This window comes from Prescottella equi (assembly GCF_020171745.1).
Lineage (GTDB): Bacteria > Actinomycetota > Actinomycetes > Mycobacteriales > Mycobacteriaceae > Prescottella > Prescottella equi_A.
On sequence record NZ_JAIVAH010000007.1, the window covers coordinates 1 to 26815 of the forward strand.

Genomic DNA, 26815 nt, shown 5'->3' on the forward strand with positions numbered 1-26815 from the left:
GTTTTGCGCACTTATCGCGCGTCCCGGCCCCTCCGGGCCGCGATAAGTGCGCAAAACGCGGGGGGACCGAGGTTCCCGACGGGCGTGAACCGATTCGCGCCATACCCGGCGCAGACCAGCCGGTTGTGTTTGGCTTGACGGGTCGATCCCGCCGCCGAACCGAGGTTGGTGAGCCGCTGTGACCAGCATGGACGAACACGCCGGGTTCTCGGAGCCCGTCAGTCCCGCACTCGCCGTGCGCGCGGACGGGCTTACCCGCAGCGGTTCCCTGGGGCCGGTCTTCGGCCCCGTCGACCTGCGCATCCCGTTCGGCGGCCTCGCGGTGGTCCAGGGATTCGCCGGATCGGGCCGGACGTCGCTGCTGCTGACGCTGAGCGGGAGGATGCGGCCGTCGTCGGGCAAGCTACGGGTGCTCGGACGCACCAAACCGGCCGCGATCCGCGCCGTCTCCGCGATCGCCGGATTCGCGGGCATCGACACGATCTCCGAATCGGTGACCGTGCGCGACCTCATCACCGAGCAGATCCGGTGGGACGCCACGTGGTACCTGCTGATCCGCCGGGCCGGACAGCGTGAACTCGAGCAGGTGTGCGCGCCGGTCTTCGGAAACCGCCCGCTGCCGAAGCTGACCGACTACGTCAGTGATCTCGGTGAACTCGACAGCATGCTGCTGCGCATCGCCGTCGCGAACACGAAGGTGCCGCCGCTGCTGCTGATCGACGACCTCGAGCAGGTCCGTGAGGAGCAGGATCGGGCGCGACTCGTCGAACACCTCGCCATGCTCGGGGCACGGCAGACGGTGATCGCGTCCGCCGTCAATCCGCTGCCGCCGAATTCGCCTGCCCACGAATTCCACCCGCTCTCGGACGTCGCACCGGAAGGCGAGGAGTAGCCATGCTCGCAGGGATGTCGCTCGGCACCGAACTCAAGCGGTTCTCGCGCGGTCTGATGCCGCGGGTCGCGCTGGTGACGATCGTGCTGATGCCGCTGCTGTACGGCGCGCTGTACCTGTGGGCGTTCTGGGATCCGTTCAGTGCGGCGAACAAGATCCCCGTCGCCCTGGTCAACAGCGACCACGGCACCGTCGTCGACGGCAAACCCCTGAACGCCGGCGACCAGGTGGCGCAGGGCCTGATGGACTCCGGGGAACTCGACTTCCACGAGGTCACCGCGTACGAGGCGTCCACGGGCGTCGCGGACGGGCGTTACTACTTCTCGGTGACCCTGCCCGGCGACTTCAGCCAATCCGTGGCCTCCCCCACCGGGCCGGACCCGCAGAAGGCCCGAATCATCTTCACGTACAACGACGCCAACAACTACCTCGGCACGATCATCGGACAGAACGCCGCCCAGCAGATCCTCAACGTGGTGGGCGCGCAGATCGGCGAACAGTCGGTGGACCAGGTGCTCGTCGGACTCGGGGCGGCCGGCGACGGCCTGCGCAAGGCCGCCGACGGCGCCGGACAGCTCTCCACCGGCGCGCAGGCCGCCGATGCCGGTGCCCAGCAACTCGCGGGCGGATCCCGCACCCTCGCCGACGGCCTCGGGACCGCGAAGGCCGGTTCTACCGCCCTCGCCGACGGCACCGCGCAGCTGTCGGCGGGCATCGACACCGCATCCGGCGGCGCGTCAGCGCTCGCCGGTGGCCTCGACCAGCTCTCCGGGGCGACCACCCAACTCGGGGACGGGGCGGGGCAGGTCAGCGCCGGGGTGAACCAGCTCGTCGACCAGGTGACCGGCGCGCTCGGCGCGGTGCTCGACCCGGCCACCCGGGCGCAGCTCACCCAATTGCGGGACGGCGCCCAGCAACTCGCCTTCCAGCTCGGGGACCCGTCGAGCCCGTACCGGGCCGGGATGACGCAGGCCGTCGGCGGCGCCGGACAACTGCGCGACGGACTGACCCAGCTGCAGGGAGGCGGCCAGCAGGCGGCGTCCGGCGCCCGCACCCTCGACGACGGCCTGGGCCAGTTGTCGAGCGGCGGTGAGACGCTGGCGCAGGGCGCCGGGCAGCTCGCCGACGGTACGACCCAGCTGAAGGACGGCTCGGGAGAACTGGCGTCGCAGTTGAAGGAGGGCAGCGAGCAGGTGCCGCAGTGGGATCCGCAACAGCGCACCGCCGTCGCGCAGACACTGGCGGCGCCCGTCGCACTGGATCAGCAGCACGACAACCGCGCCAAGACGTTCGGGACCGGGTTCGCGCCGTTCTTCCTCCCGCTGGCCCTGTTCGTCGGCGGCATCATCACCTGGATGCTGTTGCGGCCCATCCAGAACCGCCCGATCTCGACCGGGCTGGGCGCGCTGCGGGTGGTGCTCGCGTCGTACTGGCCGGCCGCGCTCATCGCGATCGCGCAGGTGCTGGTGATGTACGTCGTGGTGCACTTCGGCGTCGGCCTGGTCCCGGTCTACGTGTTCGGCACCATCGCCTTCCTCGGCCTTGTGGGCCTCACTTACATGGCGCTGATCCAGGCATTCAACGCGATCTTCGGCCCCGCCGTGGGCCGCGTCGTGACGCTCGCGTTCCTGATGCTGCAACTGGTGTCGGCGGGCGGCATCTACCCCGTGGAGACCACCGCGAAACCGTTCCAGATCCTGCACCCGTTCGACCCGATGACCTACGCCGTCAACGGACTACGACAGCTCACCGTCGGCGGCATCGACTCGCGGCTGTGGGTCTCGATCGCGGTGCTGCTGGGCCTGCTGCTCGCATCCCTGGGCGCGAGCGCCCTCGCGGTGCGGCGGGACCGGACCTGGACACTGATCCGGTTGCACCCGCCGATCGAGGTGTGACCGGGGACGCTACCCGCCGGGGGTGGGCGACGGCGGCGTGCTCGCGCCCTCCGACGGCTTGGGCGCCGGTTCGTTCGACACGCACTTGACGATCGGCACCGGGTCGTAGCGGACGGTCCGGGTGTTGCGGGAGATCTCCGCGCCGGTGTTCGCGTCGGTGATGATCCGGGTGTCACTCGTGGTGAATCCCGGTGCGCCGCTGGACGGCACGCAGTGCGGCCCGGCCGGCAGCGTGATCGTGTTGGGAGAGGTCTGGTTGCTCCGGCCACCGGTGACGGATTCGACGTCGACGGTCTTGGTGCCCCAGACGCGCACCGTGATGTTGGAGTTCGTGCCGATGGTCTGGATCATGACGCCCGTCTTCGACGGGTTCTTGAACTTGAGGTCGATCGCGCCCTCGAACACCGTCGCCTCGCGCGCTGCCGGGTAGCGCGAGATGTAGTAGCTGTGCTCGGTGTGCTCGACGTCCTCCATGCCCGCGAAGTACGTCGCGTTGTAGAGGGTGGTCGCGAGCTGGCTGATGCCGCCGCCGACCGCCTTGTCCGGACGGCCGTTGTTGATGATGCCCGAGTCGACGTAGCCCTGCGCCGAGCCGCGGGGTCCGGTCTCGGCATCGAACGAGAACGTCTCCCCCGGCTTGACGATGACGCCGTTGATCGCGCTCGCCGCGAGCCGGATGTTCACGCCCGACGCGTATTCGAAGCCGCCGGTGGTGAACTCGCCGATCACCTCGCGGATGCCGAGCGCCTTCGCGCCGTCGGTCGTGAGCGCGGGCTCGGCCGGCTCGTAGATCGCGGGCGTGGTCCGCGGCCCCGACGCCGCCAACAGCGTGGGCAGCGGCTCGAGGGTCTTGGGCCACTGCACCATCTCACCGGTGACCGACGGGATCACCTCGGGCGACCCACTCGCCACGCTGATCTGGGCATCCTTGGGCTTGGTCTCGGTGCTCGCGAGCTGCGGCGACAGGATCGCGGTGGCCGCCTCGACGTTGTACTGCGGCGTCAGTCCGCCGCTGCCGTCGGGCACGAAGCTCAGGACCTTGCCGACCTGGTCGCGCGGCAGCGTCGCGACGACACCGTTCTTGCCGGTCACCTCGACGTTCGCCGACACGGCGGGCGTCGCGACGTCGCGGACCGCGGTGTCGACGCCGGCCTGTGTCACGGTGACGTCGACGACGTCCACCGGCAGATCGACCGTGGTGCCGTTGGCCCAGTCCGCGACGAAGGTGTCCTTGGCGGGCTCCACCTGTAGGTTCTGCCCGGGCTGCGGCGCGATCGGCACCACCTCGGTGCCCTCGAACACGACGTTGCCCTCGCGCGGCGCGCGATCGGACTGCTGCTGCACGCCGACGATCGCGCCCGTCAGCGCGGCATCGTCGACCGTGGACACCACACCGATCTCCTGGTTGGTGAACAGCGACGACAACCGGGTGAACGGGTTGATCGGCTGCTCGCCCGCGCGCTCGACGGTCGCGGACCAGTCGATGCCCACGCCGGCCTGCGCCGGAACGATCGAACTGTCGGTGGTCCCGGCGCGCACCGGTACCGGCTGATCGACGCGGGGACCGAGCGCCGCCCGCAGCGTCGCCTCGGCGTCCTGCGGATCCTGCCCACCGATCTCGACACCGGCGACGGTGACCCCGCGGGGCACCCGATCCGACGACACCGCGAAGTCGACGGCGTACGCGACGACCGCCACGGCCGCGACACCGCCCGCGACGGCGGCGTACTTCACCCAGCGTCGCCCACCGGACGCATCCGGGGAAGCACCCGCCTCGGCTCCCGCTTCCGGCGCCGACTCGGGTTCCGGCTCGTCAGCGGCGAGAGGTGCCGGCTCGTCACCGGCGGGAGGTTCCGGGTCGGTGGGGGTGGCCGCGAAGACCTCGGTGGGCGCGTCGGAAGAGTCCGCAGAGGCGTCGTCCGATGCGTCGTCCGATGCCGCCGCGGGCACCGCGGGGAGGATCTCGGTGGGGTTGTCGTCGGGCTGGGGGCCGTTCGGACCGTTCTCCCGGCCGTCTCCCTGGTCGTTGACGCGGTCGCGCTCGTCGCTCATGAAGGGCCCTCCTGCCGAACCGACACCGTGCTGGGCCGTCGCATTACGTGTTCTCCCGTGAGGATAGTCGCGGTGACACGAACGCCCGGTCGGGATTTCCACCTGACGGCGGCGGAAGAATCATTCCACGTGGTCTGCCGACCCTCGAACGCAGAGTGGCTCCGCGTCGTTGCCAGGTCGGGGGTCAGGCAACAACGCGGAGCCAACTGGATTATCGAACCCGTACCGGGAGCGTTACAACTCACTTTGCGAGTCGTTCGGTTTCCCGGACGAACGCGGCGGTCAGACCTCGACGATGGCCGTGACGCCCTGACCACCGGCCGCGCAGATGGAGATCAGGCCGCGGCCCGAACCCTTCTCTGCCAGCATCTTCGCGAGCGAGGCGACGATCCGGCCGCCCGTGGCCGCGAACGGGTGCCCGGCCGCGAGCGACGACCCGTTGACGTTGAGCTTGGACCGGTCGATCGACCCGAGGGCGCCGTCGAGACCCAGGCGCTCCTTGCAGTACTCGTCGGACTCGAACGCCTGCAGCGTCGCGAGCACGACGGAGGCGAACGCCTCGTGGAACTCGTAGAAGTCGAAGTCCTGCAGAGTGAGACCGTTGCGCTCGAGCAGGCGCGGGATCGCATACGTCGGCGCCATCAGCAGGCCGTCGCCGCCGTGGATGTAGTCGACGGCCGCGGTCTCGGAGTCGACGAGATGCGCGAGCACCGGCAGGTTCCGCTCGGCCGCCCACTCGTCGGTGGACAGCAGCACCGCGGACGCGCCGTCGGTCAGCGGCGTCGAGTTGCCGGCCGTCATGGTCGCGTCGCCCAGCTTGGTGCCGAACACCGGCTTGAGCGTCGCCAGCTTGTCGACGTTCGAATCGGGACGCAGGTTGTCGTCGCGGGTCAGCCCCAGGAACGGGGTGACGAGGTCGTCGAAGAAGCCCCGGTCGTAGGCGGCGGCCATGTTGCGGTGGCTCGCGGCGGCCAATTCGTCCTGGTCCTCGCGGCGGACACCGAACTCCTTCGCGGTGATCGCGGCATGATCGCCCATCGACAGCCCGGTGCGCGGCTCCCCGTTGCGCGGGATCTCGATACCGAGCATCGACGGGCGCACCTGGCCGAGCAGCTTCACGCGGTCCGCCGCGGTCCGGGCGCGGTTCATCGACAGCAGGAACTCGCGCAGTTCGTTGTTCACGCCGATCGGCGCGTCCGACGTGGTGTCCACGCCGCCACCGACGCCCGCGTCGATCCGCCCGGACGCGATGGCGTCACCGACCGCGATGATCGACTGCAGGCCGGTGCCGCACGCCTGCTGCAGGTCGTAGGCCGGGGTGTAGGGGCTCAGCGCGCTGCCGAGGACACACTCGCGCATGAGGTTGAAATCGCGGCTGTGCTTGAGGACGGCGCCGCCGACGACCATGCCGAGCCGCTCGTCCTGCAGCCCGAAGCGGCTGACCAGCCCGTCGAGCGTCGCCGTGAACATGTCCTGGTTGGACGCGTGGGCGTAGGCCCGGTCCGAACGCGCGAACGGAATGCGGTTGCCGCCGACGATGGCGACGGGGCGAAGCTGCCGACCACCGGACTGCGGTGCGGATGCCGGCTTGGCGTTGCGGTTACGGGCTCTGCTGGTCACGTCGGTCTCCATGTAGCTGGGGGATCTGCTCGAGATCCGCATGTCGATCCGCCTCGGCGGTGGTTCCTACACTCGACATCTAACTTACTGCAGAGTAAGTTCAATGTCGACACCGCACCCGGATGCACGGGTGCCCGATTGCGACAAAGAAGGTGGACCGTGGCAGCCAGCAAGGGCGCTCCCGACCTCTACTCACAGTTCCTCTCGTCCGCGCCGGGCGCGTTCATCGCCAAGCAGGCCGGGTTGCCGCAGCCGGAGAAGCTGCGCCGCTACAAGGCCGGCGAGCCCGCACTGGCCGGCCCGATCCTCATCGGCGGCAAGGGCCGCCTGGTGGAGCCGATCCGGGAACTGCTGTCGGACTACCCTGCCGCGCAGCCGCACGACGACCGCTACGGCGCACTCGTGTTCGACGCGACCGGCATCGGCCAGGTCACCGAACTGGTGCAGCTGTTCGAGTTCTTCCAGCCCGTCATCCGCAATCTCGCGTCGTGCGCCCGCGTCGTCGTGCTCGGTACCACCCCCGAGCTGACGTCCGGCGTCGACGAGCAGATCGCCCAGCGCGCGCTCGAGGGCTTCACCCGCAGCGTCGGCAAGGAGATCAAGCGCGGATCGACCGCTCAGCTGGTCTACGTCTCCCCCGACGCCGCACCGGGCCTGTCCGGCCTCGAGTCGACGCTGCGCTTCCTGCTGTCCGCCAAGTCCGCGTTCGTCGACGCCCAGGTCATCCGCGTCGGCGCCGACGACTCCGTCGCCCCCGCCAGCTGGGACCGCCCGCTCGAGGGCAAGGTCGCGGTCGTGACCGGCGCCGCCCGCGGCATCGGCGCCACCATCGCCGAGGTGCTCTCCCGCGACGGCGCGCACGTCGTGTGCGCCGACATCCCGGCCGCCGGCCAGGCGCTGTCGGAGACCGCGAACAGGGTCGGCGGCACGTCGCTGGCCCTCGACGTCACCGCCCCCGACGCGGCCGACAAGCTGGCCGAGCACCTCACCGAGCGCCACGGCGGCGTCGACATCATCGTGCACAACGCCGGCATCACCCGCGACAAGACGCTCGCCAACATGGACGAGGCCCGCTGGAACAGCGTCCTCGGCGTCAATCTCCTTGCCCCGCAGAAGATCACCGACGCCCTCGTCGCCAAGGGCCTGCTGCGCGAGGGCGGCCGCGTGATCGACGTGTCGTCCATCGCCGGCATCGCGGGCAACCGCGGCCAGACCAACTACGGCACCTCGAAGGCCGGCGTCATCGGCCTGGTCCAGGCCACCGCGCCGGTGCTCGCCGAGAAGAAGATCACCATCAACGCCGTCGCCCCGGGCTTCATCGAGACCGCGATGACCGCCGCCATCCCGTTCGCGACCCGCGAGGCCGGACGCCGGATGAGCTCGCTGCTGCAGGGCGGCCAGACGGTGGACGTCGCCGAACTGGTGTCGTACTTCGCGAGCCCCGCCTCCAACGCCGTCACCGGCCAGATCGTCCGGGTGTGCGGCCAGTCCCTGCTGGGCGCGTGATGGCGGGCCGCAAGAGCACCCTCGTGCAGCTGCGCGAGCAGCCCGGCGCCCTCGACAACTACGCCCGCGCCGCCCTCGGTGCGCTGCCGTTCGTCAAGCCGTCCGGGCGGCGCAGCCTGCCGCAGGAGACGCTGGCACTGTCGGGTCTGCGCGTCGACCCGGACAACCTGGCCGCGTACGCGAAGGTGTGCGGGCTGCGGTTCGGCGACACCCTGCCGATCACGTACCCGTTCACGCTCGTGTTCCCGACCGTGATGCGTCTACTCACTGCACGCGAGTTCCCCTTCCCGGCAATCGGTTCCGTGCACACCGACAACGTGATCGAGCAGCTGCGCCCGATCTCGGTGAGCGAGCCACTGGACCTGAAGGTCCGCGCCGAGAACCTGCGCCCGCACACCAAGGGCACGCAGGTGGATTTCGTCAGCGAGATCTCGGTGGGCCGCGAACTCGTGTGGCGTCAGGTCAGCACGTTCCTCAAGATGCACCCCACGGGCGCGCCGAAGGAACCCCGGACCGAGCACAAGGCCGAGGTGCCGCCTCCGCCGACCCGCACCCTGCGGGTGGACCAGAAGACCATCAGCCGGTACGCGGCGGTGTCGGGCGACCGTAACCCGATCCACGTCTCGTCGCTGGGGGCCAAGGCATTCGGCTTCCCCGGCACGATCGCGCACGGCATGTGGAGCGCCGCCGCGGCACTGCAGCCGCTCGAGGGCCGAGTGCCCGACGCGGTCACCTACAGCGTCCGCTTCGGCAAGCCGATCGTGCTGCCGGCCACGGTGAACGTGTACGCCGACCGGACCGCCGACGGCTGGGATCTGGCACTGAAGAACCCCAAGAAGGGCTACCCGCACCTGAGCGCGACCCTGCGCTGACACAGCCGACGCCCGGGCGCCCCCGCATCACCGCGAGGGCACCCGGGCGTCGTCGTTCCCACTGCCCGATTTGCGCTACTGCCCGAGTTCCGTTCGCAGACGCTCGTTCTCGGTGGCCAGTTCCGCGTTGGCCGCCTCCAGGTCGAGGATCTGCCGGATACCCGTGAGATTGACGCCCGCCTCGACCAGTTCCGACACCCGGGACAGCCGGTAGATGTCGTCCTCGCTGTAGCGTCGCGTGCCACCGCCGGTGCGCGACGGGTTGATCAGCCCACGCCGCTCGTACAACCGGAGAGTCTGCGGACCGATTCCGGTCAGTTCCGAGGTGACCGAAATTCCGTAGACTCCGCGGGTCGAGCGGGGCGGAGACTGTTGCGTCATCGTGGCCTTCATATCGCGTCGAGTTCGGTCGCGCGGGAACGCGCGTGCGGGCAGTTCACCCAGCCCTGTCCAGAAATCCAGGGCCTCGTCTTCGCACCGTCCGCGAGCTTGTGCTGACAACTCACCGTAGCACCGACCCCGCATCTAATGTGCGGCGGTGGACGAAGATTCCCTGTGCTGCGGATTAGGGGGAACCGGCGTCGGGAATCACACGTCGTTCGGGGTGCTCAGCTCGCCGAGTTCCATGTCCGCCTCGATCCGATTGCCGGTGCGGCCGAGTTCGGCGATCGCCCGGTCGAAGGCGTCCACCAACCACTGATGCTCCGCCGAGACGAGCTCGTCGGCACCGCCGTCCGCGACCGCCTGGAAGAACCGCACGGTCCAGTGATCGGCGGCGGCGTGGTCGTCCGAAAGCCCGTCGACCTCGTGATTGGTCGCCAGCAGGAAGCGGTTGTACTCGAAATCCACGCGGATCGCGTAGCCGGCGCCGGTGTTGACCACGCTCGCGGGACGATGCGTCGCCGCCGCGAGCACGGTGAGCGCGTCGGCGTAGTGATCGGCGTGTTCGCGGGTTCGTGGCACTTCTGTCACCTCTGTCGGAAAGACCACCGCAAGGGATGCGGCGGCTGGGGACGAGGTACCGCGGCCCGAAAGCCCTCGCGATCACATCCCCGCAACGAACGTTACGCGTCCACCGGACCGCAACGGTGCGCCAGCCGTCGCAAATCTCGCCGATCCGACACGCGCGAACAATCCCCTCCCACCAGCGACGAAGATCCGATCCACGCGTTGTTTCAATTAATCTGCTTTGACGGACACAGATTTTGTTGTACGGTTCAGGAGTCAAAGCTTCCAGATGCAAGCGAAGAAGAGTGAGACGGAGCTGTCAGACCAGGCCGCACCAGCGGCGGACGGATGCACTCCCCCCACCGGTCTTCCGAACCCGGGCAGCGAGCCGAGAGGCCTCGCCCCCACACCGGGTGGGCCGTATCAGAAGAAAGGATGACCACACGTGAGTGCACACCGCTCGGCCGCCGCAGGCCGCTCCTCGGCGACCTGGTCGCTCAGCACCGAGGAACTCAAGCGTCGACTCGACAGCATGTTCGCCGACGTCCCCCACATGGACGACACACCCGAACTCAGCGCCGCCTGACGGCACCAGACGCGATCGACAGTCCACGAAGAATCACGAGGAGCATTCGATGACCGGAATCAGCCCGAACCTCGCACCCCTGGCCGACACCTGGGAATGGCAGCAGAACGGCAACTGCCAGGGCATGGACGAATCGATCTTCTTCCCCCCGACCGGCGAGCGCGGCAACGCCCGCATGATGCGTGAGCGGCGCGCGAAGGCGATCTGCGCGACCTGCCCCGTCATGAAGGCCTGCCTCGAGCACTCGCTCACCCTCCCCGAACCGTTCGGCGTGTGGGGCGGCATGGGCGAGTCCGAGCGCGCTATCGCCCTGCGCGGACGGCGCATCCGGCAGCGCCCCGCGGCCTGACCGGCATCGAGCTTCTCCCCTACCGAAAGAACGCCCCCTACCAGAGCAACGTCCCCTACCAGAGCACCGCTCCCCTACCGAAAGCGCAAGGTACGCAACATGATCACTCTCGGCATCATCCTGCTCGTCATCGGCCTGCTCATCAAGATCCCGATCCTGTGGACGCTGGGCGTCATCGCACTCGTCGTCGGCGCGGTACTACTGATCCTGGGTGCCGCGGGCCGCGCGGTCGGTGGCCGCAAACACTGGTACTGATCGAGAGAAACGAGTGGCCCCGGGCAGCAAGCCCGGGGCCACTCGCACGTTCGGCAGGTTCTACTTCTTCTTGGTCGGGCCCGCCAGACCACGCCACGCGAGACTGTCGAGCAGGTCGACGGCCGCGTCCACGTCGATCTCACCACCGGCCACCCGGTCCGCGACCGCCTCGCCGGCGCCGACCAGTGCGACCGCCATGATGGAGAAGTCCGTCCCGGCGTCGGGATCCTTGGTGCTCGACTCGAGCAACTTCGCCGTCAGTTCGATCAACCGATCGCGACTGCTCCCGACCTGCGACGCGAACGTCTGCTGACCGATCGCCTGCCGGTACAGCACCATCCACGAGCGCCGGTTCGCGTCGACGAAGCCGAGGAAGCCGGTGAGCGCGGCGCGCAACTGTTCGCGCGGGGGAAGGTTGGGATCGCCCGCCGGCGAGATGGCCTCGACGAACCGCACACCCTCACGATGGATGCACGCGGCGAACAACTCGTCCTTGGACCCGTAGTAGAGGTACAGCATCGGCTTCGAGATGTTCGCCTTGGCGGCGATCGCATCCATCGAGGCGTCGTGGAAGCCGTTGTCGGAGAAGACCTCGATCGCAGCGTCGAGCATCTGCTGCTCGCGCACAGCCCTCGGCAGCCGCTTGGTGCCTCCAGCCATCATTCCTCCAACCACAGGTAAGAGATGCCATCTTACTCTAGGGTAAGAAGATCAACGGTCACCCCATTGTGACCCAGGCGATCCTCAGCAGCTCACAGCGCCCTTCGCGCGCGCGACGGTGAGTACCGACGCGTCCACCTGAGACTGCGGCAGCCGTCCCTTCGCGACCGCGTCCTCGAGATGGTCCAGTACCCGGGGGACGTCGTTCGTCGTGAGCCACAGCGCCGACGTAACGCCGGACTTCAGTGCCTGCTCCACCGCGTCGGCGATGTCGAACCGATCGGTGATCGCCTTCATGCCGCTCAGATCATCGGTGAAGATCACGCCGGTGAACGGCGGCGCGTCATAGCCGGTCCCTTCGCGGAGCAGTTCGACGGCCTGCGGGCTCAGGCTCGCGGGTAGCCCGTCGGTGGTCAGACCCGGAACACTGAGGTGCCCCAGCATCACACCGACCTCGGTGTCCACCAGATTCCGGAACGGCACCAGGTCGGTGTCCTGCAACTGGTCGAGCGGCGGGGTGGTGACGGCACCGGTGTGCGAGTCCCCGGACGCCGACCCGTGACCCGGGAAGTGCTTGAGCACGGGCAGGATTCCGGCGTCCCGCATGCCACGTGCGTAGGCGTCGGCGTACTTCGTCACCACGTCGGGGTCGTCCGAGAACGACCGGTCGCCGATCACCGAATCGTCCGGCTGGCTGCTGACGTCGACGTCGGGGGCGAAGTTGACGGTGATCCCGACGCTGCGCAGCTGACGGCCCCGTTCGAGCGCCATCTCGTAGGTCTGGTCCGTGGTCATGGTGCGCGCGACCTCGCGGGCCGACGGGTCCGGCCCGAACAACTGGTCCACGCGGGACACCCGGCCGCCCTCCTCGTCGATCGTGACCATCAGCGGCACCGCGCTGGCGTCCGCGACCTGCGCGACCTCACCGTTCGCGAGCATCGACTCGTCGGTCCAGCTGCCGATGAAGATGCCGCCGATGCCCTCGGACTTCACGACGTCCAGGGCGTCCGCGGTGCCCGTGACGCCCACCGTGAGCAACTGCGCGAGCTTCTGCCGCTCGGTCAGCGACTTCACGAAGGCCGGGCCGCACACCGCCGAGCCGAACGGCCCCGGCGCGGGAGGCGCCTGCCAGGTCGACGTCGCGGAAGTCGTCGCAGTCTCGGACGACGGCTGGGACGTCGCGGTGGTGTCGGTGCCGTTCCCCGACGAGCACCCGGCTGCGAGGCCGGCGCACAGGACGAGGGCGAACGCATGTCGGATTCGCATGGTTCCGACCGTAGTCGAGATCGATCCGCGCTGTTTCCGAGCCGCGCGGCAGGGGTAATGGCAAGGTAATCTTCAAGAACGGAAGCCGAAGGCCGCCACCGGCGGTCGACCCCGATTCCAGGAGGTCACAGTGCCTGCAGATCTCATGCTCATCGCTTACGACGGCTCCGACAACGCCAAGCGGGCGATCCAGTACGCCGGCCGATTCCTGGCCGCCGATCGCGCCGTGGTGGTCACCGCGTGGGAACCGATGGTCCGCCAGGCGGCGCGGATGTCCGGGCTGTCCGGGGTCATGCAGCCCGAGTGGGTGCCGGACGAGCAGTCCGAGGACGTCGCCCTCATCGACGCGCGCACCACCAACGACGAGGGCCTGGACCTCGCGCTGGCCGCCGGACTCAACGCGGAGGGCCGCTGTTGCGAGTCGTCGACCGCGATCTGGGCCGCGATCGTCGAATGCGCCGACGAACTGAACGCCGACATCATCGTCACCGGCACGCGCGGCACCACCGGGCTGCGCTCGCTGCTGCAGAGCAGCTGTGCCGACCACGTGCTGCGGCACAGTCACCGGCCCGTGCTCATCGTTCCGCCGGGTAAGTAGCGGCGCGAACCTGCGGGCGGCCGTCCCCGGTGCCCCGACTATCGTCGGCTGCATCATGGACGGCTTCCTGCTCTCGCGTTCCGATCGGACTCTCCGCACCGCCGGGACGCGCGACCACTTCGGCACCGTCGACGCCGCGGCCGCCGCGCTCGCCGACGGTCGCGCCGCGCTGGTGGTGGGCGCGCTGCCGTTCGATCCGTCCGCACCCGCCGCCCTCACGGCACCGGTGACCGCGTCGTGGACCGACGGGCCGTGGCGTCCGGACGCGGTCGCACCGCTGCCCCGGGTGACCATCGCCGGCGAGGTCCCGAGCCCGGCCGAGCACGTCGTCCGCGTGCGTCGGCTCGTCGAGCGGCTCCGCGGCGGCGAGTTCGACAAGGTCGTGGCGGCGCGGGCCGTGCGTCTGGTCGCCGACGCCCCGATCGACCCCGAGGCGCTCGCGGCCCGGATGATCGGGCGCCACGCCTCCGCCAACGGGTTCGCCGTCGACCTCTCCGCGGCAGGTGAGTCCTACCGCGGTCACACCCTCGTCGGGGCCAGCCCCGAGATCCTGCTCAGCCGCCGCGGCGACGTAGTGACGTGCCGGCCGCTCGCGGGTTCCGCGCCGCGCCGCGCCGACCCGGACGCCGACCGCGCGGAGGGCGCGGACCTGCTGGCGTCGGCGAAGAATCTCGCCGAACACGCGTACGTCGTCGAGTGGATCCGCGCCGTGCTCGCCCCGCTGTGCGCGGAGCTCGACGTGCCGGCCACCCCGGAACTGACCCGCACCGGCGAACTGTGGCACCTGGCCAGCCCGATCCGCGGACGGCTGCTCGACGCGTCGGTGACGGCGCTCGACCTGGCGCGGCGTCTGCATCCCACGCCAGCGGTGTGCGGCACCCCCACCGACCGGGCGCTGGACGCGATCCGGGACGTCGAGGGCGACCGCCGCTTCTACGGCGGCGCCGTGGGCTGGTGCGACGCCGCCGGCGACGGCGACTGGGTGGTCGCGATCCGCTGCGCCGAGATCGACGCCGACGGCACGTCGGCCCTCGCGTGGGCCGGCGGTGGGATCGTCGCGGCGTCGGATCCCGACACCGAACTCGACGAGACCACCACGAAACTCGGCACCCTGCTCGGGGCGCTCGGCGTGGACGCCCACGCCGCCGCCCCCGCAGGTGATACCTTGACCCGGACATCACGTACGCACGAGTAGTACTCGCGTACCCGGCGGCTTGACCATGGGAGATCCGAGATGGCGAAGTTCCTTGTCCCCGGCGTTGCCAGCGCTGTGATCGGCGCAGTCGTCGGCGCCGGTGCCGTTCTCGGGGTCACCGCGGCCGCCCAGGACAACACGCTCCCGGACATCGACCGCACCGGAAACGCCAACTCGTCGATCCTCAACCAGGTTGAGTACGGCAGCCGCTGAGCCCGCAGGCATCGCGCGTTCCCGCACGTCCCCCTCGTCCGGCGGTCCCGCCGACGGGGGGCTTTCCGTCGAACCCTCGACTGAACCACTGACCCGGCGCTGGCTCTACGGCGCCGGGTTCGTCGCGTCGATCCTGAGCCTGCTGCAGTCGCCGGGCCTGGTCGTCGCCGACACCAAGTACGACCTCACCGAGAATCCCATCGGATTCCTCACCCGCGCCGCCCACCAGTGGAGCAGCATCGCCCCGCTCGGCCAGGTGCAGAACCAGGCCTACGGCTACTTCTTCCCGCACGGCGCCTTCTTCGCGTTCGGCGAGTTCCTGCACATCCCGCCCTGGATCACGCAACGCGTGTGGTGGGCCCTGCTGATCGTCGCCGGATTCTGGGGTGTCATCCGCGTCGCCGAGGCTCTCGGGATCGGCAGCCGGTCGTCCCGCATCGTCGCGGCCGTCGCGTTCGCGCTGTCGCCGCGGGTGCTCACCACGATCGGCTCCATCTCGTCCGAGTCGCTGCCGATGATGCTGGCGCCGTGGGTGCTGCTGCCGGTGATCCTCGCGACCTCCCCGACCTGGCGCGCCGACCGGACGCACAGCCTGGGCCGGCTCGCCGCGCAGTCCGCGCTCGCGGTCGCCCTCATGGGCGCGGTCAACGCCGTCGCCACCGCGGCCGCCTGCCTGGTCGCCGGCCTGTGGTGGATCGCCCACCGGCCCAACCGGCGCTGGTGGGTGTTCACGGCGTGGTGGATCCCGTCGCTGCTGCTGGCGACGCTGTGGTGGATCGTCCCGTTGCTGCTGCTCGGCCGGGTGAGCCCACCGTTCCTCGACTACATCGAATCGTCCGGCGTCACGACGCAGTGGACGTCGCTGACCGAGGTGCTGCGCGGCACCGACAGCTGGACGCCGTTCGTCTCCCCCGAACGCGTCGCCGGCACGGTCCTGGTGACGCAGCCCGTCGCGGTCGTCGCCACCGGCCTGATCGCCGCGGCCGGCCTGGCCGGGCTGTGCATGCGCCGGATGCCCGCGAAGGGACGGTTGACGCTGATCCTGCTGGTCGGCATCGCCGGACTCGGCGCCGGCTACATCGGCGAGCTGGGATCCCCGATCGCCGACCAGGTCCGGGCGTTCCTCGACGGCACCGGCGCCCCGCTGCGCAACGTGCACAAGCTCGAGCCGCTGGTCCGGCTGCCGCTGGTCCTGGGACTGGCGCACCTGCTCGCGAAGGTGCCGCTGCCCGGATCGGTGCCGGTGCGCCGCTGGCGCAGCGCGTTCGCGCACCCCGAACGCGAACCGATGGTCGCGGTGACGACGCTGCTGCTCGTCGCGCTCACCCTCACGACGTCGCTCGCGTGGTCCGGCCGGCTCGCCCCCCGCGGCGCATACGACGAGGTGCCGTCGTACTGGCACGACGCCGCACAGTGGCTGGCCGACAACGCCGCCGGAACCGGCACCGGCGCGGACGCCGAACGCGCGCTCGTGGTGCCCGGCGCCCCGTTCGGCGCACAGGTGTGGGGCCTCACCCGCGACGAACCGCTGCAGGCCCTCGCCTCCACACCGTGGGCGGTGCGCGACGCCGTCCCGCTCGTGCCGCCCGGCGCGATCCGCGCACTCGACTCGGTGCAGCGGATCATCTCCGACGGCCGGCCCTCCGCCGGGCTCGCCGACACCCTGCTCGGGCAGGGCATCCGCTACGTCGTCGTGCGCAACGACCTGGACCCCGAGACGTCCCGGTCGGCGCGCCCACTGCTGGTCCACCAGACCGTCGACGGATCGCCCGGTCTCGAGAAGGTGGCCGAGTTCGGCGACGAGATCGTCCCGGACACCGTCGACGACGTCGTGATCGACAGCGACCTGCGCCCCGGCTACCCGGCCATCGAGATCTACCGCGTCACCTCGCCCGACGGCACGACGCCGGCCGCCGGACCGTACGCCGTCGACCTGGACCGGGTGCCCGTCGTGCAGGGCGGCTCGGAGTCGCTGCTGCGGCTCGCCGAGAACGGCACCGTGACCGGGCCGGCGCTGCTCGCGTCGGATGCGGCGCGCGCCGGCATCGACGCCGGATCGGTGACGGTCACCGACACCCCCACGAACCGGGAGACCGACTTCGGGCAGGTCGACAACCACAGTTCCGCGCTGCGCGGCCCCGACGACGAGCGCCGCACCTACAACGCGGTGCCCGACTACCCGGTCCCGGGCGCCGCGCTGGTGCAGGGCGAATGGTCCGGCGCGACGATCAGCGTGTCGAGCGCCGCGTCCGACGCCACCCAGTTGGGCGGCACCGCCCCCGGCAGCGGACCCGCGGCGACCGTGGACGGCGACCCGGCGACGGCGTGGCTGAGCAACGGCCTCGAGACCGCCCGCGGGCAGTGGCTGCGCCTCGACTTCGACACCCCGATCACGCGCGGCATGCTGCACCTGACCACCAGTCCCGCCGCGTTCGGCCCGCCCGTCAAGTGGATCCGGGTGGAGACCCCCAACGGCTCGACGTCGGTCCGAGTCGACGAGCCCGGCAAGCCCGTCGACGTGTCGCTGCCGTCGGGCACGACGCCGTGGCTGCGGATCCTGGCGACCTACACCGAGGACGGCTCCCCCGGCTACCAGTTCGGCCTCAGCGAGATCTCCGTCGACGACTATTCCACCGGCACCGCGCTGCCCGTCCCGATCGTCCACCGCACCGTGCTGCCGGCGACGCCGGCGGGTGCGCAGGTGCGTGGCTGGGACCTGGGACAGGAACTGCCCGGACGCGCGGGCTGCGCCGACGGCCCGGACCGCGTGCACTGCAGCGGCTCGCTGGTCCTGCCGCCCGAGGAGCCCGGCACCTTCAGCCGGACCCTGTCGGTGCCCGAATCGACCACCGTCGCACCGCAACTGACCCTGCGTCCGCGCCCCGGCGCCGCCCTCGAGGGCCTCGTCACCGACCCGGCCGCGGTGTCCGCGACCGGTGCCGCCGACGGCGTCGAACTGCGCGGCACCGCCGCCGCGGCCGTCGACGGGGACGTCGCGACGTCGTGGACGGCGCCCACCGACAGCGCCCAGCGCAAGGGCGGGCTGCCGACGCTGACGATCCGGCTGCCGCAACCCCGGTTGGTGACCGGGCTGCGGCTCACCCCCAGTCCCGGCAGCCTGCCCGCCGCGCCCAGCCGGGTCGCGGTCAACCTCGGCAACGGACCGCAGACCCGCGACCTCGACACCGAAGACGGTGCGCCGCAGACCGTCTCGCTCGAGCCGCACGTCACCGACACGATCGTGCTGAGCCTCGTGCGATGGGACGACGTCCTCGACCGCACCGGGCTCGGCTTCCTGCAACTCCAGCCGCCCGGACTGTCCGAGGCGGTCGTGCTCGGCGATGGCGGCCAGCCGGTGCCGGGGAGCGCGACCGCGCCGTCCACCCGCACCGTCACCGTCGGCTGCGACGTCGGCCCGACGATCTCCGTCGGCGGCACCCTCGTCCGGATGTCCGTCACCGCGACCGCGCAGCAGCTGGCGTCGGGACAGCCGGTGACCGCGACCGTGTGCGACCCGGCGCCCGTCCCCCTGGCGGCGGGCCGTCAGGACGTCGTGGTGGCGCCCGGCCCCGCGTTCACCGTCGACAACCTGCGTCTCGATGCGGCGCCCGCGCCCCCGGCCGCCCCGGTGTCGTCGCCGGCCGTCGGCCGCTGGACCGAGAACCTGCGCGAACTCGACGTCGCGGCCTCCGGCACCGATCAACTGCTGGTGGTGCCCGAGAGCACCAACATCGGCTGGGTGGCGACGGCGCCGGACGGCACCGAACTGCAACCCGTCGTCGTCGGTGGCTGGCAGCAGGGCTGGATCGTGCCCGCCGGCACCGACGGAGTCGTGACGCTGACGTTCCCGTCGGACCGCTGGTACCGCGCGGGCATCGCGTTCGGCCTGCTGCTGTTGATCCCGCTCGCGCTGCTGGCGCTGGTGCCGCGACGCCGGGAGCGTGACAGCGGACCTGCGCCGCGCCCGTGGCACAGCGTGGTCGCGGCATTCGTCGGCGTGACCGCGGTGGCGACCCTCGTCGCGGGACTGGTCGGGACGGGTGTCACGGTGCTGATCGCCGCGGCATCGTTCGGGCTGGCCCGGTGGCGCGGCGACGCCTTCGCGGCCCGGTTCCTCGTCGGAACCGCCGGGGTGTCACTCGTGATCGCAGCGGCGCTGCTGTCCACCGGGCCGTGGCGCGCCGCCGACGGCTATGTCGGGCACTCGTTCCTGATTCAGCTGTTCGCGCTGATCGGCGTCGTCTGTGTCGGCGTCGCCGCGTTGCCGCTGACCCGCTCACCGATGTGGCGGCGCTTCTCCCAGCGGTGGACGGCCCGTCGGGCCGGTTCCTCGACCAGCGCGTAGCTGGCCGACGCCACCGCGATGCTCAGCACCGTGGTGACGGCGAGGACGAACCAGAAGTTCCCGTTGAACGGCGCGATACCGAACATCGGGAACACGATCGTCAGCACCGCGAGGTGCCAGATGAACAGGCTGTACGACCAGCGTCCGACGGCCAGCGCCACCGGGCTCGCGAGGATCCGGTGCCGGTGACCGGCGAGGACCAGCGGCGCCAGCAGCGCGAAACTCATCACCGCACCGAGCGCGATCTTGGTGGCGTACTGCCACGGCTCGGCGCGGACGAGCCCCTCCGGGCCGGCCAGCCACGTCGTCGACAACCCGAACGCCACCACCGCGATCGCACCCATCCACACCCGGCGCTCGGCCAGGCGGTGCACCCATGTCCCGCCCACCATCGCGAGTTCGGCGAGCAGCATGCCGACGGCGAACCATGGGATGTAGCCGGGCAACCAGTTGTCGTGGTGGATGCCGTCCGGCGCCGGGACCGGCAGGAACGCCCAGGTGAGACTGATGATCGCCAGGGCCAGGAGAACTGGGACCCGGAACCGGGCGCTGCCGCCCCGCAGCTTGACCAACGCCAGCGCGATGATCGGCAGCAGCAGGTAGAACGCCACCTCGACCGACAGACTCCACATCTGCGTCAGGCCCTCGGTGAGCGTGAGCGGGACGAACACCTGGAGCAGCGCCAGGTTCGACATCCACACCTTCCAGCCGCCGCCGGCCGCGGGCAGGAACGCCAGCACCAGGACCACCAGCACCCAGTACGCGGGCAGGATGCGCGCCGCCCTGTTGAGCCAGTACCTGGCGATGCCCGGGGGTTGCCCGAGACCGCGGGCCGCGGCGGCGTGCGGGCGCCACAGCAGGAAGCCGGAGAGCGCGAAGAATACCGCGACCGCCAGATCGAACCGCCCCCAGATCCGGCCGATCACCAGATCACCGGTGGCACCGGTCTGGAACGCGACGTGCGTGACGAGCACACCGAGAGCGGCGAACCCGCGCATCCCCTCGAGCGCCGGAACGAACGCCCGCGGATTGCCGACGGGCGCGGGCGTGGCGAGGTGTGCGCTGTTCATCGCCGTCAAGTGTGCCCGGGTCGTTGCGGAACCGAAAGAGCGACGTGAACGTTCCAGAACCCCGGTGCTGACGCAAATGGGACAACGAGACTGTTAGTGTCTGGGCTCACGTGGTGTCGCGAAACGTCAGGCACCGTGCGACCCGTGCAGCGGGCACGCTGCCGGTGGGGGTATCTCAATTCAAGAACATTGAGTTAGGAGACAGCATGGCCGAGCGCTCAGGCCCGAGCCGGATACTCGCGTGCATTCTGGTGGGCCTCGGGACCTTCCTGCTCGCCGTAGCGGTCCTCATTCCCGCGTACACCGTCGACAAGCTCAAGAAGACGCCGCTGGATCTCGAGGTCACCACCGTCGCCACCGGTAACGGCGACGTTCTCGACTCCAAGGCGCTGCTCGCGGGCAAGGCCGAGGTCAACACCAACGTGCCGATCGTCGCGCAGCGGTACGTCATCACCGAGCAGCCGTCCGACGCCGAGGTCATCTCGCTGCAGGCCGGCCAGACGCTGATCCGCACCGACAAGCAGGGCGAGAGCGGCCTGCTGACCGCGACCGTGGACCGGCTCACCGCCGACCGCGTCAGCTCGATGCCGGTGGAGCCGCCCGTCGGCACCATCCAGACGTCGTCGACCGAGCCGGCCGAAGAGGTCTCGCACACCGGCCTGCAGTACAAGTGGCCGTTCGATGCGGAGAAGAAGAGCTACCCCTACTTCGACCTGAACTCGCGCACCACGCAGGACATCAATTTCGTTGAGGAAACCGAGATCAACGGAATGAAGGTGTACCACTACAACCAGAAGATCGAGCCGGTCGACCTGTCGAAGGTCGTGCCGTCGGCGCCCACCAACAAGCTGACGCTGCCCGCCAAGACGTGGGGCGTGCCCGGTGAGGACCAGCCGGTCACGATGATCCGCTGGTACACCAACGAGCGCGACGTCTGGGTCGACCCGGTCACCGGTGTCGTCATCAAGGGCCAGGAGAAGCTGTACCAGTACTACGCCCGCGACAAGGCCAAGCCCGAGGTCACCGTCCTCAAGGCCACGCTGCCGTTCGACGAGAACACCATCGAGTACCAGATCGGCCAGGCCAAGGACGGCCAGGACAAGCTGTCGCTGTTCGGCCGCACCCTGCCGATCGTCGCCGGCATCCTCGGCGTGATCTCGCTGATCGCCGGCATCTTCCTCGGCCTGCGCGGTGGACGCGGCAACAAGGGCGCGACCGCCGGTGGCCCGGCGAACCCGCCCGCCGGATCCGGTAGCAACGACTGGACCTCCGACAAGACCGAGGAATTCCCCACGGTCAACATGGACAAGGGTGGTTTCACCGAACCGCCGCGCCAGCAGTAGTCGGCGCAGCCCGACGCTCTGACAGACCACGAACCCCCGCACGGATCACCGTGCGGGGGTTCGTCGTTGTGGGTGGGGTCGGTCGCACCGCGGCCCCCTCCCCTCTCGCGTTTCGCGCACTTATCGCGGGATTCCGGGCCGCCCCTCGCGCTTTGCGCACTTATCGCGAGGGGTGGGACCTCAGGCGCCGCGCTTTGCGCACTTATCGCGAACTAGGCCGACGAGGGAGCCCCCGCCGTGCGCTGCGTCCACACCTTCCACAGCGCGTACGTCCCGGCGAGGCTGATCAGTACGAACGGCGCGCCGAAGACGACCTCGCCTGCGGCCGACAGCCGCGGCGCCCACGACGTGCCGTCGTCGGGCCACTCCGGGCGGTCGGTGATCTCGGCGACCGCGAAGTCGGCGGCGCCGAGGAGGCCGGGCGCCGCCAGCACGACGAGCCCGACCGTCGCGACGATCTGGCCGAATCGTGTCGGCTGGGGAAGGCAGTATCCGCCGTACGCGGCGAGCATCATCGCGGGCACGAGCGCGACCGAGCCGAAGGCCAGCACGAGCATCCAGTTGGCCGCGACGTCGTAGAGATGGTGGCTCGAGTCCGCGAGGGCCTCGATGCTGATCACCGCGACGACGAACAACACCAACGGGGCCGCCGCCACCCCGTAGGTCCATCGCTGGGCAGTGCGCATCCGCCCAGCGTCACACGGGATTCACAGCAACCGGGACAACTCGCCCACAACGGCGATCCCTACCCTCGCGCTTTGCGCACTTATCGCGGGATTCCGGGCCCACCCCTCGCGTTTCGCGCACTTATCGCGAGGGGTGGGACCTCAGCGGCGCGAGTTGCGCACTTATCGCGCGACGGGGGCCGAGCGGGTGCTGCGGACGGCCAGCACCGCGGCCGTCGCGGCGGTCACCGTGGCCACGCACATCGCGACGGTGACGAACTCGCGGACCGTGTCGGCGACGGTGAAGAACAGCACCACCTCGACGACGAGACCCACCCACGCGACGATCGCGAGATGCGTGCGTTCCCCCGCGATCGCGGACAGCAACGCGCCCTGCAGCACCGCGAGCGCGGCGCCGTTCCACGCGAACATCCACAGCATCCCCTGGACGGACGCGTAGTCGTCACCGAACAGGATCGGCGCGAGCGGGGCCGCCAGGGCCGCACCGACGACGAGCACAGCGCCGAGTGCGACCAGCACACCGAGCGCCGACCGGACGGCCGCGGCCGAGTGCTCCGGGTTCGCCATCTTGGGATAGAGCACGACGCCGATCGCCTGCGGGAGCCAGAACGCGGCCTTCGTCGCGACGGCCCCCGCCGCGTACAGGCCGGCGTCGTGGGAGTCGAGCACCATGCGGGCAACCACGAGGTCCACCGACGTCAGCGCGATGAGCGCCAACTGCACCTGCGACGCCCGCAGGACCGTCGCGACCCCGATCGTCGTCGCGTCCGACGGCTCGCCGGCGCCGGACGGTCGTCGGCTCGCGATCAGGTGCGCCACGAACGCCATCACCCCGGTGCCGGCCGCGCCCGCCAACAGCGTCGGGCCCGGCCCGCCGCCCACGGCCAGCACCGCGACGGCGGGTGCCACCCGCACGACGCCGGCGCCCGCCAACACCACGCTCAGTTCCGCGAACCGCCCGGCGCCCTGCAGCAGTCCCTGTTCGGTGCCGAGCAGCACCAGCAGCGGCGCCGCGACGAGTGCCGACGCCGTCGCGGCGAGGCTCGTGTCGAGCGCCCACGACATGACCGGGACGAGCGCGAGTGCCACCACCGCGACGATCGCGGCGCAGCGGTAGCCGAGCGCCCGCAGGACCGGAACCGGCTTGCCGTGCACCACTTCCCGGGCCACTACGGTCTGCAACGCCAGCGCCGGCACCGCGAGCACCAACTGGGCCGCGAGCAGCGCCGCGAACTCGCCGTATCCGGCGGGGCCGAGCCACCGCACGGCGGGCAGCGCAAGCAGGTAGGCCGCGATGTTCGCCGTCATCGACCCGGCGGTCACCATCGTCATCCCGGCGACCGTGGAACCGGTCAGCGATTGGCGTGGCATCCGCTCATGATGCACCACGTAAGGTGCCGCTCATGACGCCACGGCACCCGAGTCTCGCGCGCGCCGCGCCGTCGTTGTACAGCCTGGTGCTGACCACGCTGATCCTCGGCCCGCTGCTCGGCCCCGGCTATCTGCTGCTCCGCGACGCGGTGAGCACGCCGCGGTCGTACGTCACCGACTCCGCGCTGGGGCTCACCGACGCCGCGGCCCGCGCGGTGCCGCAGGACTGGTTGATCGCGGTGCTCAGTTCCGGCGTCGACGGCGGGGTCGTGGTGAAGGCGATCCTGGTCGCGGCGCTGTGGCTGGCCGGGTGGGGAGCTGCCCGCATGGTCGCGGCCCTGCTGCCCGGCGTCGGGCTGGGGCCGCAGCTGGTGGCATCGACGGTGATGCTGTGGAACCCGTACGTCGCCGAACGTCTGCTGCAAGGACATTGGAGCCTGCTCACCGGGTACGCGGCACTGCCGTGGGTCGCGTGCGCGGCCGTCGCGATCCGGCGCGGACGCCCGGGCGGCTGGGCGACGCTGACGCTGTGCCTCGCGGCCGCGGGTCTGACGCCGACCGGCGCGATCCTGGCGGCCGTCGTCGCCCTCGCAATCTTGGCGTGCCCCGGCGGGCACGGCGCGGTCGCGACCCGACTGCTCGGGACCGTCGCGCTGTTCCTGGCCGCGTCGGCGCCGTGGCTGACGGCGACCGCGCTGTCCGGGGGCGGCGGGACGTCGGACCCTGCGGGCGTCGCGGCGTTCGCGGCCCGCGCCGAGCCCGGGCTCGGCACCATCGGCAGCCTCGCCGGATTGGGCGGGGTGTGGAACTCCACCGCGGTCCCGGGATCGCGGACGTCGCTGTGGGCACTGGCCGGCACAGTACTGCTGCTCGCCGTCGTCGCGTGCGGGCTGCCCGCGCTGTGGCGCCGACGCCGCCACCCGGTAATCGCCGCGCTCGTGGTCCTCGCCGGGCTCGCGGTGCTGCTGCCCGCGCTCGGCGCGACCGGGTGGGGGCTGGCGGCCGGCGAATGGGCCGTCGTGCACGTGCCCGGCGCCGGGCTGCTGCGCGACAGCCAGAAGTGGGTGGCCCTCGCCGCGCCGCTGTACGCACTGGCCGCGGCCGCCGGGGTGCGGGCGTTGTCGAAGCGGGTGTCGTTGCCGGGTGCGGTTCCGGTCGCGGCGATCGTCGCGGTCGTGCTGGCGCTGCCGGACCTGGTGTGGGGCGTCGGCGGCGCGCTGAAGCCCGTGCAGTACCCGGCGGCCTGGCAGCAGGTCGCGCAGCATCTGGCGCTGTCGAAGGAGGCGGGCGACGTCGCGGTGCTGCCCGCCGGCATGTTCCGCAAGTTCCCGTACAGCGGCGACGCGCCCGTTCTGGACCCCGCGCCGCGGATGTTGCCGCGGGACGTGCTGCAGACCGGGCAGCTCGTCGTCGGGCAGGCGGCGACCGTCGGCGGTGAGGGGGCGCGCGCGACCCGCGTCGAGAACCTGCTGCTGTCGGGCAGTGACCCGCGGTCGCTCGTCGACGAACACGTGCGCTGGGTGCTCGTCGAGCGCACCACCCCGGGCCCGCTCGGGGATTCGCAGCGCACCCTCGACCAGCTCGAGCCGGTCTACGCGGACAATGAACTGGCGCTGTACCGGGTGCCGGGGGGCATACCGCCGGATCTCCGCGAAGGGCGGGGCGAGGCCATCGCGGCGCACCTGCTGTGGGCGGCGCTGCTGGTGGGCGGCGGGTCAGGCGTCCTGCAGGCCCGGCGACGGGGTCGCCGCGGCTTCGGCGCCGGAGATCAGCCCCGACACGTGCCGTCCCGCGGCTGACGACGCCAGCACCGCGTGCACGCCGGCCGCGGTCTGCTCCCACGAGAACTCGTTGGCCCGCAGCCGCGCCTTGCGGCCGAGGTCGGCGCGCAGATCGGCGTCGAGCAGCAGCGATTCGACGGCCGACGCCAGCGCCGGGACCGCGGCGGCCTGGTCGGCGACGGCCTCGCCACCGACCAGCAGCCCGGTCACCCCGTCGATGATCGAATCGGTGAGGCCCTTGGAGCTGCGGTAGCCGACGGTGGGGACGCCGTGCTGCGCGGCCTCGATGACCGCGAGCCCCCAGCCCTCCTTGCGGGACGGCATCACGTGCACCCAGGACCGGGCGAGCAGTTCGTGCTTACGGTCCTCCGGGACGTGGCCGTGGAAGGTGACCGCGTCGCCGATGCCGAGTTCGTGGGCACGCTCGCGCAGGTTCTGCTCCCACCAGCCGCCACCGATGACGTCGAGGTGCAGTTCGGGGATGGTCCGGCGCAGCTGCGCGACGGCGGCGAGGGCGTCCTCGATCTGCTTGTGCGGCACCAGCCGCGACAGCACGCACACGCTCGGGTGCGTCGTGCGGGTCGCGTCGTCGCCGGGCTCGACACCGGCCGGGATCGCGTCGGCACCGTTGCGCACCACGGCAATCCGGTCCCGTTCGACGCCGAGGTCGGTGAGTTCGTCGGCCGACGGCAACGACACCGTCAGGTACTGGCTCTCGCGATGCACGCGCGGCGACAGCCACGATTCGATCCACCAGCCGACGTGCCCCATCAGCCGGCCGGCGACCGGCCACTGCTCGCGGTGGCAGTGGTGGACCAGCACCGTGACCGGCGCACCCGCGACCGTGCGGGAGAAGAACGGGATGCCGTTCTGGGTGTCGATGACGGCGTCGGGGCGCAGTCCGGCGAGCGGGCCCAACCCGAGCCGTCCGGCGACGATCGCACCGAGCGCCCGCGGATACACCGTGAGCCGGCCGCCGCCGCGCACGATCCGGATGCCGTCGACCGTCTCCTCGCGCGGGGCGCCGGGATACCCGGCGGTGCGGAGGGTGACCTTGATGCCGCGACGTGCGAGACCGGCCCCGACTTCCTCGAGGTACCGCTCGCTGCCGCCGCCTTGGGGATGACCCGTGTCGCGCCAGCACAGCAGGAGAACCTCTCGCACGTGCGTGCCCCCTCACTGGCTCGGCTCGGACGGTCGCCTGCGACACACCTTATCGGCTGGGCCCGCCGCGCCCTACCGTCAAGTAGCGGAAACCGGCGAACGCGGCCGCGATATGTCCGATCGCTAAGGTTCCTCCCGTGACCAGCGC

22 protein-coding genes and 1 pseudogene are annotated in these 26815 nt (G+C 70.9%); 13 read left to right on the forward strand and 10 right to left on the reverse strand.

Annotated features, from left to right (window positions below; genetic code table 11):
- Window positions 1-187 precede the first annotated feature (187 nt).
- Both LCL87_RS05145 and LCL87_RS05150 read left to right on the forward strand, forming a co-directional pair.
- On the forward strand, window positions 188-892 hold the full coding sequence (locus tag LCL87_RS05145) for a hypothetical protein (RefSeq protein WP_225017879.1): 705 nt from the start codon (window positions 188-190) through the stop codon (window positions 890-892).
- Between the two features lie 2 nt (window positions 893-894).
- The gene (locus LCL87_RS05150; protein WP_225017351.1) at window positions 895-2787 is read left to right on the forward strand and encodes a YhgE/Pip domain-containing protein; all 1893 of its coding nucleotides are present in this window, start codon (window positions 895-897) and stop codon (window positions 2785-2787) included.
- Window positions 2788-2796: 9 nt separating this feature from the next.
- Here the strand turns inward: LCL87_RS05150 and LCL87_RS05155 are convergent, their stop codons facing one another.
- Complete coding sequence (locus tag LCL87_RS05155; RefSeq protein WP_225017352.1) at window positions 2797-4839, reverse strand: VanW family protein; 2043 nt, start codon at window positions 4837-4839, stop codon at window positions 2797-2799.
- Window positions 4840-5121: 282 nt separating this feature from the next.
- Window positions 5122-6459 (reverse strand): acetyl-CoA C-acetyltransferase, encoded by a 1338-nt coding sequence (locus tag LCL87_RS05160; RefSeq protein WP_225017353.1) that lies wholly within the window; start codon window positions 6457-6459, stop codon window positions 5122-5124.
- A gap of 159 nt (window positions 6460-6618) precedes the next feature.
- Here LCL87_RS05160 and LCL87_RS05165 point away from each other — a divergent pair, with 159 nt between their 5' ends.
- Together LCL87_RS05165 and LCL87_RS05170 are read left to right on the forward strand one after the other, a co-directional pair.
- The gene (locus LCL87_RS05165; protein ID WP_225017354.1) at window positions 6619-7965 is read left to right on the forward strand and encodes a 3-oxoacyl-ACP reductase; all 1347 of its coding nucleotides are present in this window, start codon (window positions 6619-6621) and stop codon (window positions 7963-7965) included.
- Window positions 7965-8837 carry a MaoC/PaaZ C-terminal domain-containing protein gene (locus tag LCL87_RS05170; protein WP_225017355.1) on the forward strand — a complete coding sequence of 291 codons (873 nt, stop codon included), beginning with the start codon at window positions 7965-7967 and terminating at the stop codon, window positions 8835-8837. Before LCL87_RS05165 ends, LCL87_RS05170 begins: the two co-directional genes overlap by 1 nt.
- Window positions 8838-8912: 75 nt before the next feature.
- Here the strand turns inward: LCL87_RS05170 and LCL87_RS05175 are convergent, their stop codons facing one another.
- Together LCL87_RS05175 and LCL87_RS05180 are read right to left on the reverse strand one after the other, a co-directional pair.
- Complete coding sequence (locus LCL87_RS05175) at window positions 8913-9218, reverse strand: MerR family transcriptional regulator (protein WP_225017356.1); 306 nt, start codon at window positions 9216-9218, stop codon at window positions 8913-8915.
- Between the two features lie 207 nt (window positions 9219-9425).
- A complete protein-coding gene (locus tag LCL87_RS05180) occupies window positions 9426-9800 on the reverse strand; it encodes a hypothetical protein (protein ID WP_225017357.1) in 375 nt (124 codons plus the stop codon).
- Between the two features lie 430 nt (window positions 9801-10230).
- Here LCL87_RS05180 and LCL87_RS05185 point away from each other — a divergent pair, with 430 nt between their 5' ends.
- The 3 genes from LCL87_RS05185 (at window position 10231) to LCL87_RS05195 (ending at window position 10975) form a co-directional block, all read left to right on the forward strand.
- Window positions 10231-10371 carry a hypothetical protein gene (locus LCL87_RS05185; protein ID WP_225017359.1) on the forward strand — a complete coding sequence of 47 codons (141 nt, stop codon included), beginning with the start codon at window positions 10231-10233 and terminating at the stop codon, window positions 10369-10371.
- A gap of 49 nt (window positions 10372-10420) precedes the next feature.
- Window positions 10421-10720, forward strand: a complete 300-nt coding sequence (locus tag LCL87_RS05190; protein ID WP_225017361.1) for a WhiB family transcriptional regulator — start codon at window positions 10421-10423, stop codon at window positions 10718-10720.
- A 99-nt stretch (window positions 10721-10819) separates the two neighbouring features.
- Window positions 10820-10975, forward strand: a complete 156-nt coding sequence (locus tag LCL87_RS05195; RefSeq protein ID WP_164877538.1) for a DUF6131 family protein — start codon at window positions 10820-10822, stop codon at window positions 10973-10975.
- Window positions 10976-11035: 60 nt separating this feature from the next.
- On the opposite strand, the gene LCL87_RS05200 is transcribed toward LCL87_RS05195, so the two are convergent.
- The gene (locus LCL87_RS05200) at window positions 11036-11635 is read right to left on the reverse strand and encodes a TetR/AcrR family transcriptional regulator (RefSeq protein WP_225017362.1); all 600 of its coding nucleotides are present in this window, start codon (window positions 11633-11635) and stop codon (window positions 11036-11038) included.
- Between the two features lie 84 nt (window positions 11636-11719).
- On the reverse strand, window positions 11720-12901 hold the full coding sequence (locus LCL87_RS05205; protein ID WP_225017364.1) for a glycoside hydrolase family 3 N-terminal domain-containing protein: 1182 nt from the start codon (window positions 12899-12901) through the stop codon (window positions 11720-11722).
- Window positions 12902-13031: 130 nt separating this feature from the next.
- Between LCL87_RS05205 and LCL87_RS05210 the strand changes: the two genes are divergently transcribed.
- The 4 genes from LCL87_RS05210 to LCL87_RS05225 are packed head-to-tail and all read left to right on the forward strand — an operon-like array spanning window position 13032 to window position 19252.
- Window positions 13032-13499, forward strand: a complete 468-nt coding sequence (locus tag LCL87_RS05210; protein ID WP_225017367.1) for a universal stress protein — start codon at window positions 13032-13034, stop codon at window positions 13497-13499.
- A 55-nt stretch (window positions 13500-13554) separates the two neighbouring features.
- The gene (locus LCL87_RS05215) at window positions 13555-14694 is read left to right on the forward strand and encodes an isochorismate synthase (RefSeq protein ID WP_225017369.1); all 1140 of its coding nucleotides are present in this window, start codon (window positions 13555-13557) and stop codon (window positions 14692-14694) included.
- Between the two features lie 39 nt (window positions 14695-14733).
- Entirely contained in the window at window positions 14734-14907 is a 174-nt protein-coding gene (locus LCL87_RS05220) for a DUF2613 domain-containing protein (protein WP_225017371.1), read from the forward strand.
- A gap of 10 nt (window positions 14908-14917) precedes the next feature.
- On the forward strand, window positions 14918-19252 hold the full coding sequence (locus LCL87_RS05225; RefSeq protein WP_510850701.1) for a DUF3367 domain-containing protein: 4335 nt from the start codon (window positions 14918-14920) through the stop codon (window positions 19250-19252).
- 20 nt (window positions 19253-19272) lie between these two features.
- Here LCL87_RS05225 and LCL87_RS05230 read toward each other — a convergent pair.
- Window positions 19273-20322 (reverse strand): annotated as a pseudogene (locus LCL87_RS05230) (acyltransferase family protein); the annotation flags it as partial.
- Window positions 20323-20528: 206 nt separating this feature from the next.
- Here LCL87_RS05230 and pgfA point away from each other — a divergent pair.
- Complete coding sequence (pgfA, locus tag LCL87_RS05235; RefSeq protein ID WP_225017373.1) at window positions 20529-21665, forward strand: cell envelope lipid trafficking protein PgfA; 1137 nt, start codon at window positions 20529-20531, stop codon at window positions 21663-21665.
- Between the two features lie 212 nt (window positions 21666-21877).
- Here the strand turns inward: pgfA and LCL87_RS05240 are convergent, their stop codons facing one another.
- Both LCL87_RS05240 and LCL87_RS05245 read right to left on the reverse strand, forming a co-directional pair.
- Complete coding sequence (locus LCL87_RS05240) at window positions 21878-22351, reverse strand: hypothetical protein (protein ID WP_225017375.1); 474 nt, start codon at window positions 22349-22351, stop codon at window positions 21878-21880.
- 162 nt (window positions 22352-22513) lie between these two features.
- On the reverse strand, window positions 22514-23722 hold the full coding sequence (locus LCL87_RS05245) for a polysaccharide biosynthesis protein (protein WP_225017377.1): 1209 nt from the start codon (window positions 23720-23722) through the stop codon (window positions 22514-22516).
- Window positions 23723-23754: 32 nt separating this feature from the next.
- Between LCL87_RS05245 and LCL87_RS05250 the strand changes: the two genes are divergently transcribed.
- Window positions 23755-25521: an MmpA family trehalose lipid delivery protein gene (locus tag LCL87_RS05250; protein ID WP_225017379.1), complete on the forward strand. Its 1767-nt coding sequence runs from the start codon at window positions 23755-23757 to the stop codon at window positions 25519-25521.
- Here LCL87_RS05250 and LCL87_RS05255 read toward each other — a convergent pair.
- Window positions 25438-26667: a glycosyltransferase family 4 protein gene (locus LCL87_RS05255; RefSeq protein WP_225017381.1), complete on the reverse strand. Its 1230-nt coding sequence runs from the start codon at window positions 26665-26667 to the stop codon at window positions 25438-25440. The two genes, LCL87_RS05250 and LCL87_RS05255, sit on opposite strands and share 84 nt — an antisense overlap.
- Between the last annotated feature and the right edge of the window lie 148 nt (window positions 26668-26815).

Bases quoted from the DNA above. Each gene is read 5' to 3' on its own strand.
- LCL87_RS05150 (WP_225017351.1), top strand. From the start codon at position 895: ATGCTCGCAGGGATGTCGCTCGGCACCGAACTCAAGCGGTTCTCGCGC.
- LCL87_RS05155 (WP_225017352.1), bottom strand. From the start codon at position 4,839: ATGAGCGACGAGCGCGACCGCGTCAACGACCAGGGAGACGGCCGGGAG.
- LCL87_RS05205 (WP_225017364.1), bottom strand. From the start codon at position 12,901: ATGCGAATCCGACATGCGTTCGCCCTCGTCCTGTGCGCCGGCCTCGCA.
- LCL87_RS05170 (WP_225017355.1), top strand. From the start codon at position 7,965: ATGGCGGGCCGCAAGAGCACCCTCGTGCAGCTGCGCGAGCAGCCCGGC.
- LCL87_RS05145 (WP_225017879.1), top strand. From the start codon at position 188: ATGGACGAACACGCCGGGTTCTCGGAGCCCGTCAGTCCCGCACTCGCC.
- LCL87_RS05250 (WP_225017379.1), top strand. From the start codon at position 23,755: ATGACGCCACGGCACCCGAGTCTCGCGCGCGCCGCGCCGTCGTTGTAC.
- LCL87_RS05215 (WP_225017369.1), top strand. From the start codon at position 13,555: ATGGACGGCTTCCTGCTCTCGCGTTCCGATCGGACTCTCCGCACCGCC.
- LCL87_RS05200 (WP_225017362.1), bottom strand. From the start codon at position 11,635: ATGGCTGGAGGCACCAAGCGGCTGCCGAGGGCTGTGCGCGAGCAGCAG.
- LCL87_RS05220 (WP_225017371.1), top strand. From the start codon at position 14,734: ATGGCGAAGTTCCTTGTCCCCGGCGTTGCCAGCGCTGTGATCGGCGCA.
- LCL87_RS05240 (WP_225017375.1), bottom strand. From the start codon at position 22,351: ATGCGCACTGCCCAGCGATGGACCTACGGGGTGGCGGCGGCCCCGTTG.
- LCL87_RS05190 (WP_225017361.1), top strand. From the start codon at position 10,421: ATGACCGGAATCAGCCCGAACCTCGCACCCCTGGCCGACACCTGGGAA.
- LCL87_RS05195 (WP_164877538.1), top strand. From the start codon at position 10,820: ATGATCACTCTCGGCATCATCCTGCTCGTCATCGGCCTGCTCATCAAG.
- LCL87_RS05245 (WP_225017377.1), bottom strand. From the start codon at position 23,722: ATGCCACGCCAATCGCTGACCGGTTCCACGGTCGCCGGGATGACGATG.
- pgfA (WP_225017373.1), top strand. From the start codon at position 20,529: ATGGCCGAGCGCTCAGGCCCGAGCCGGATACTCGCGTGCATTCTGGTG.
- LCL87_RS05175 (WP_225017356.1), bottom strand. From the start codon at position 9,218: ATGACGCAACAGTCTCCGCCCCGCTCGACCCGCGGAGTCTACGGAATT.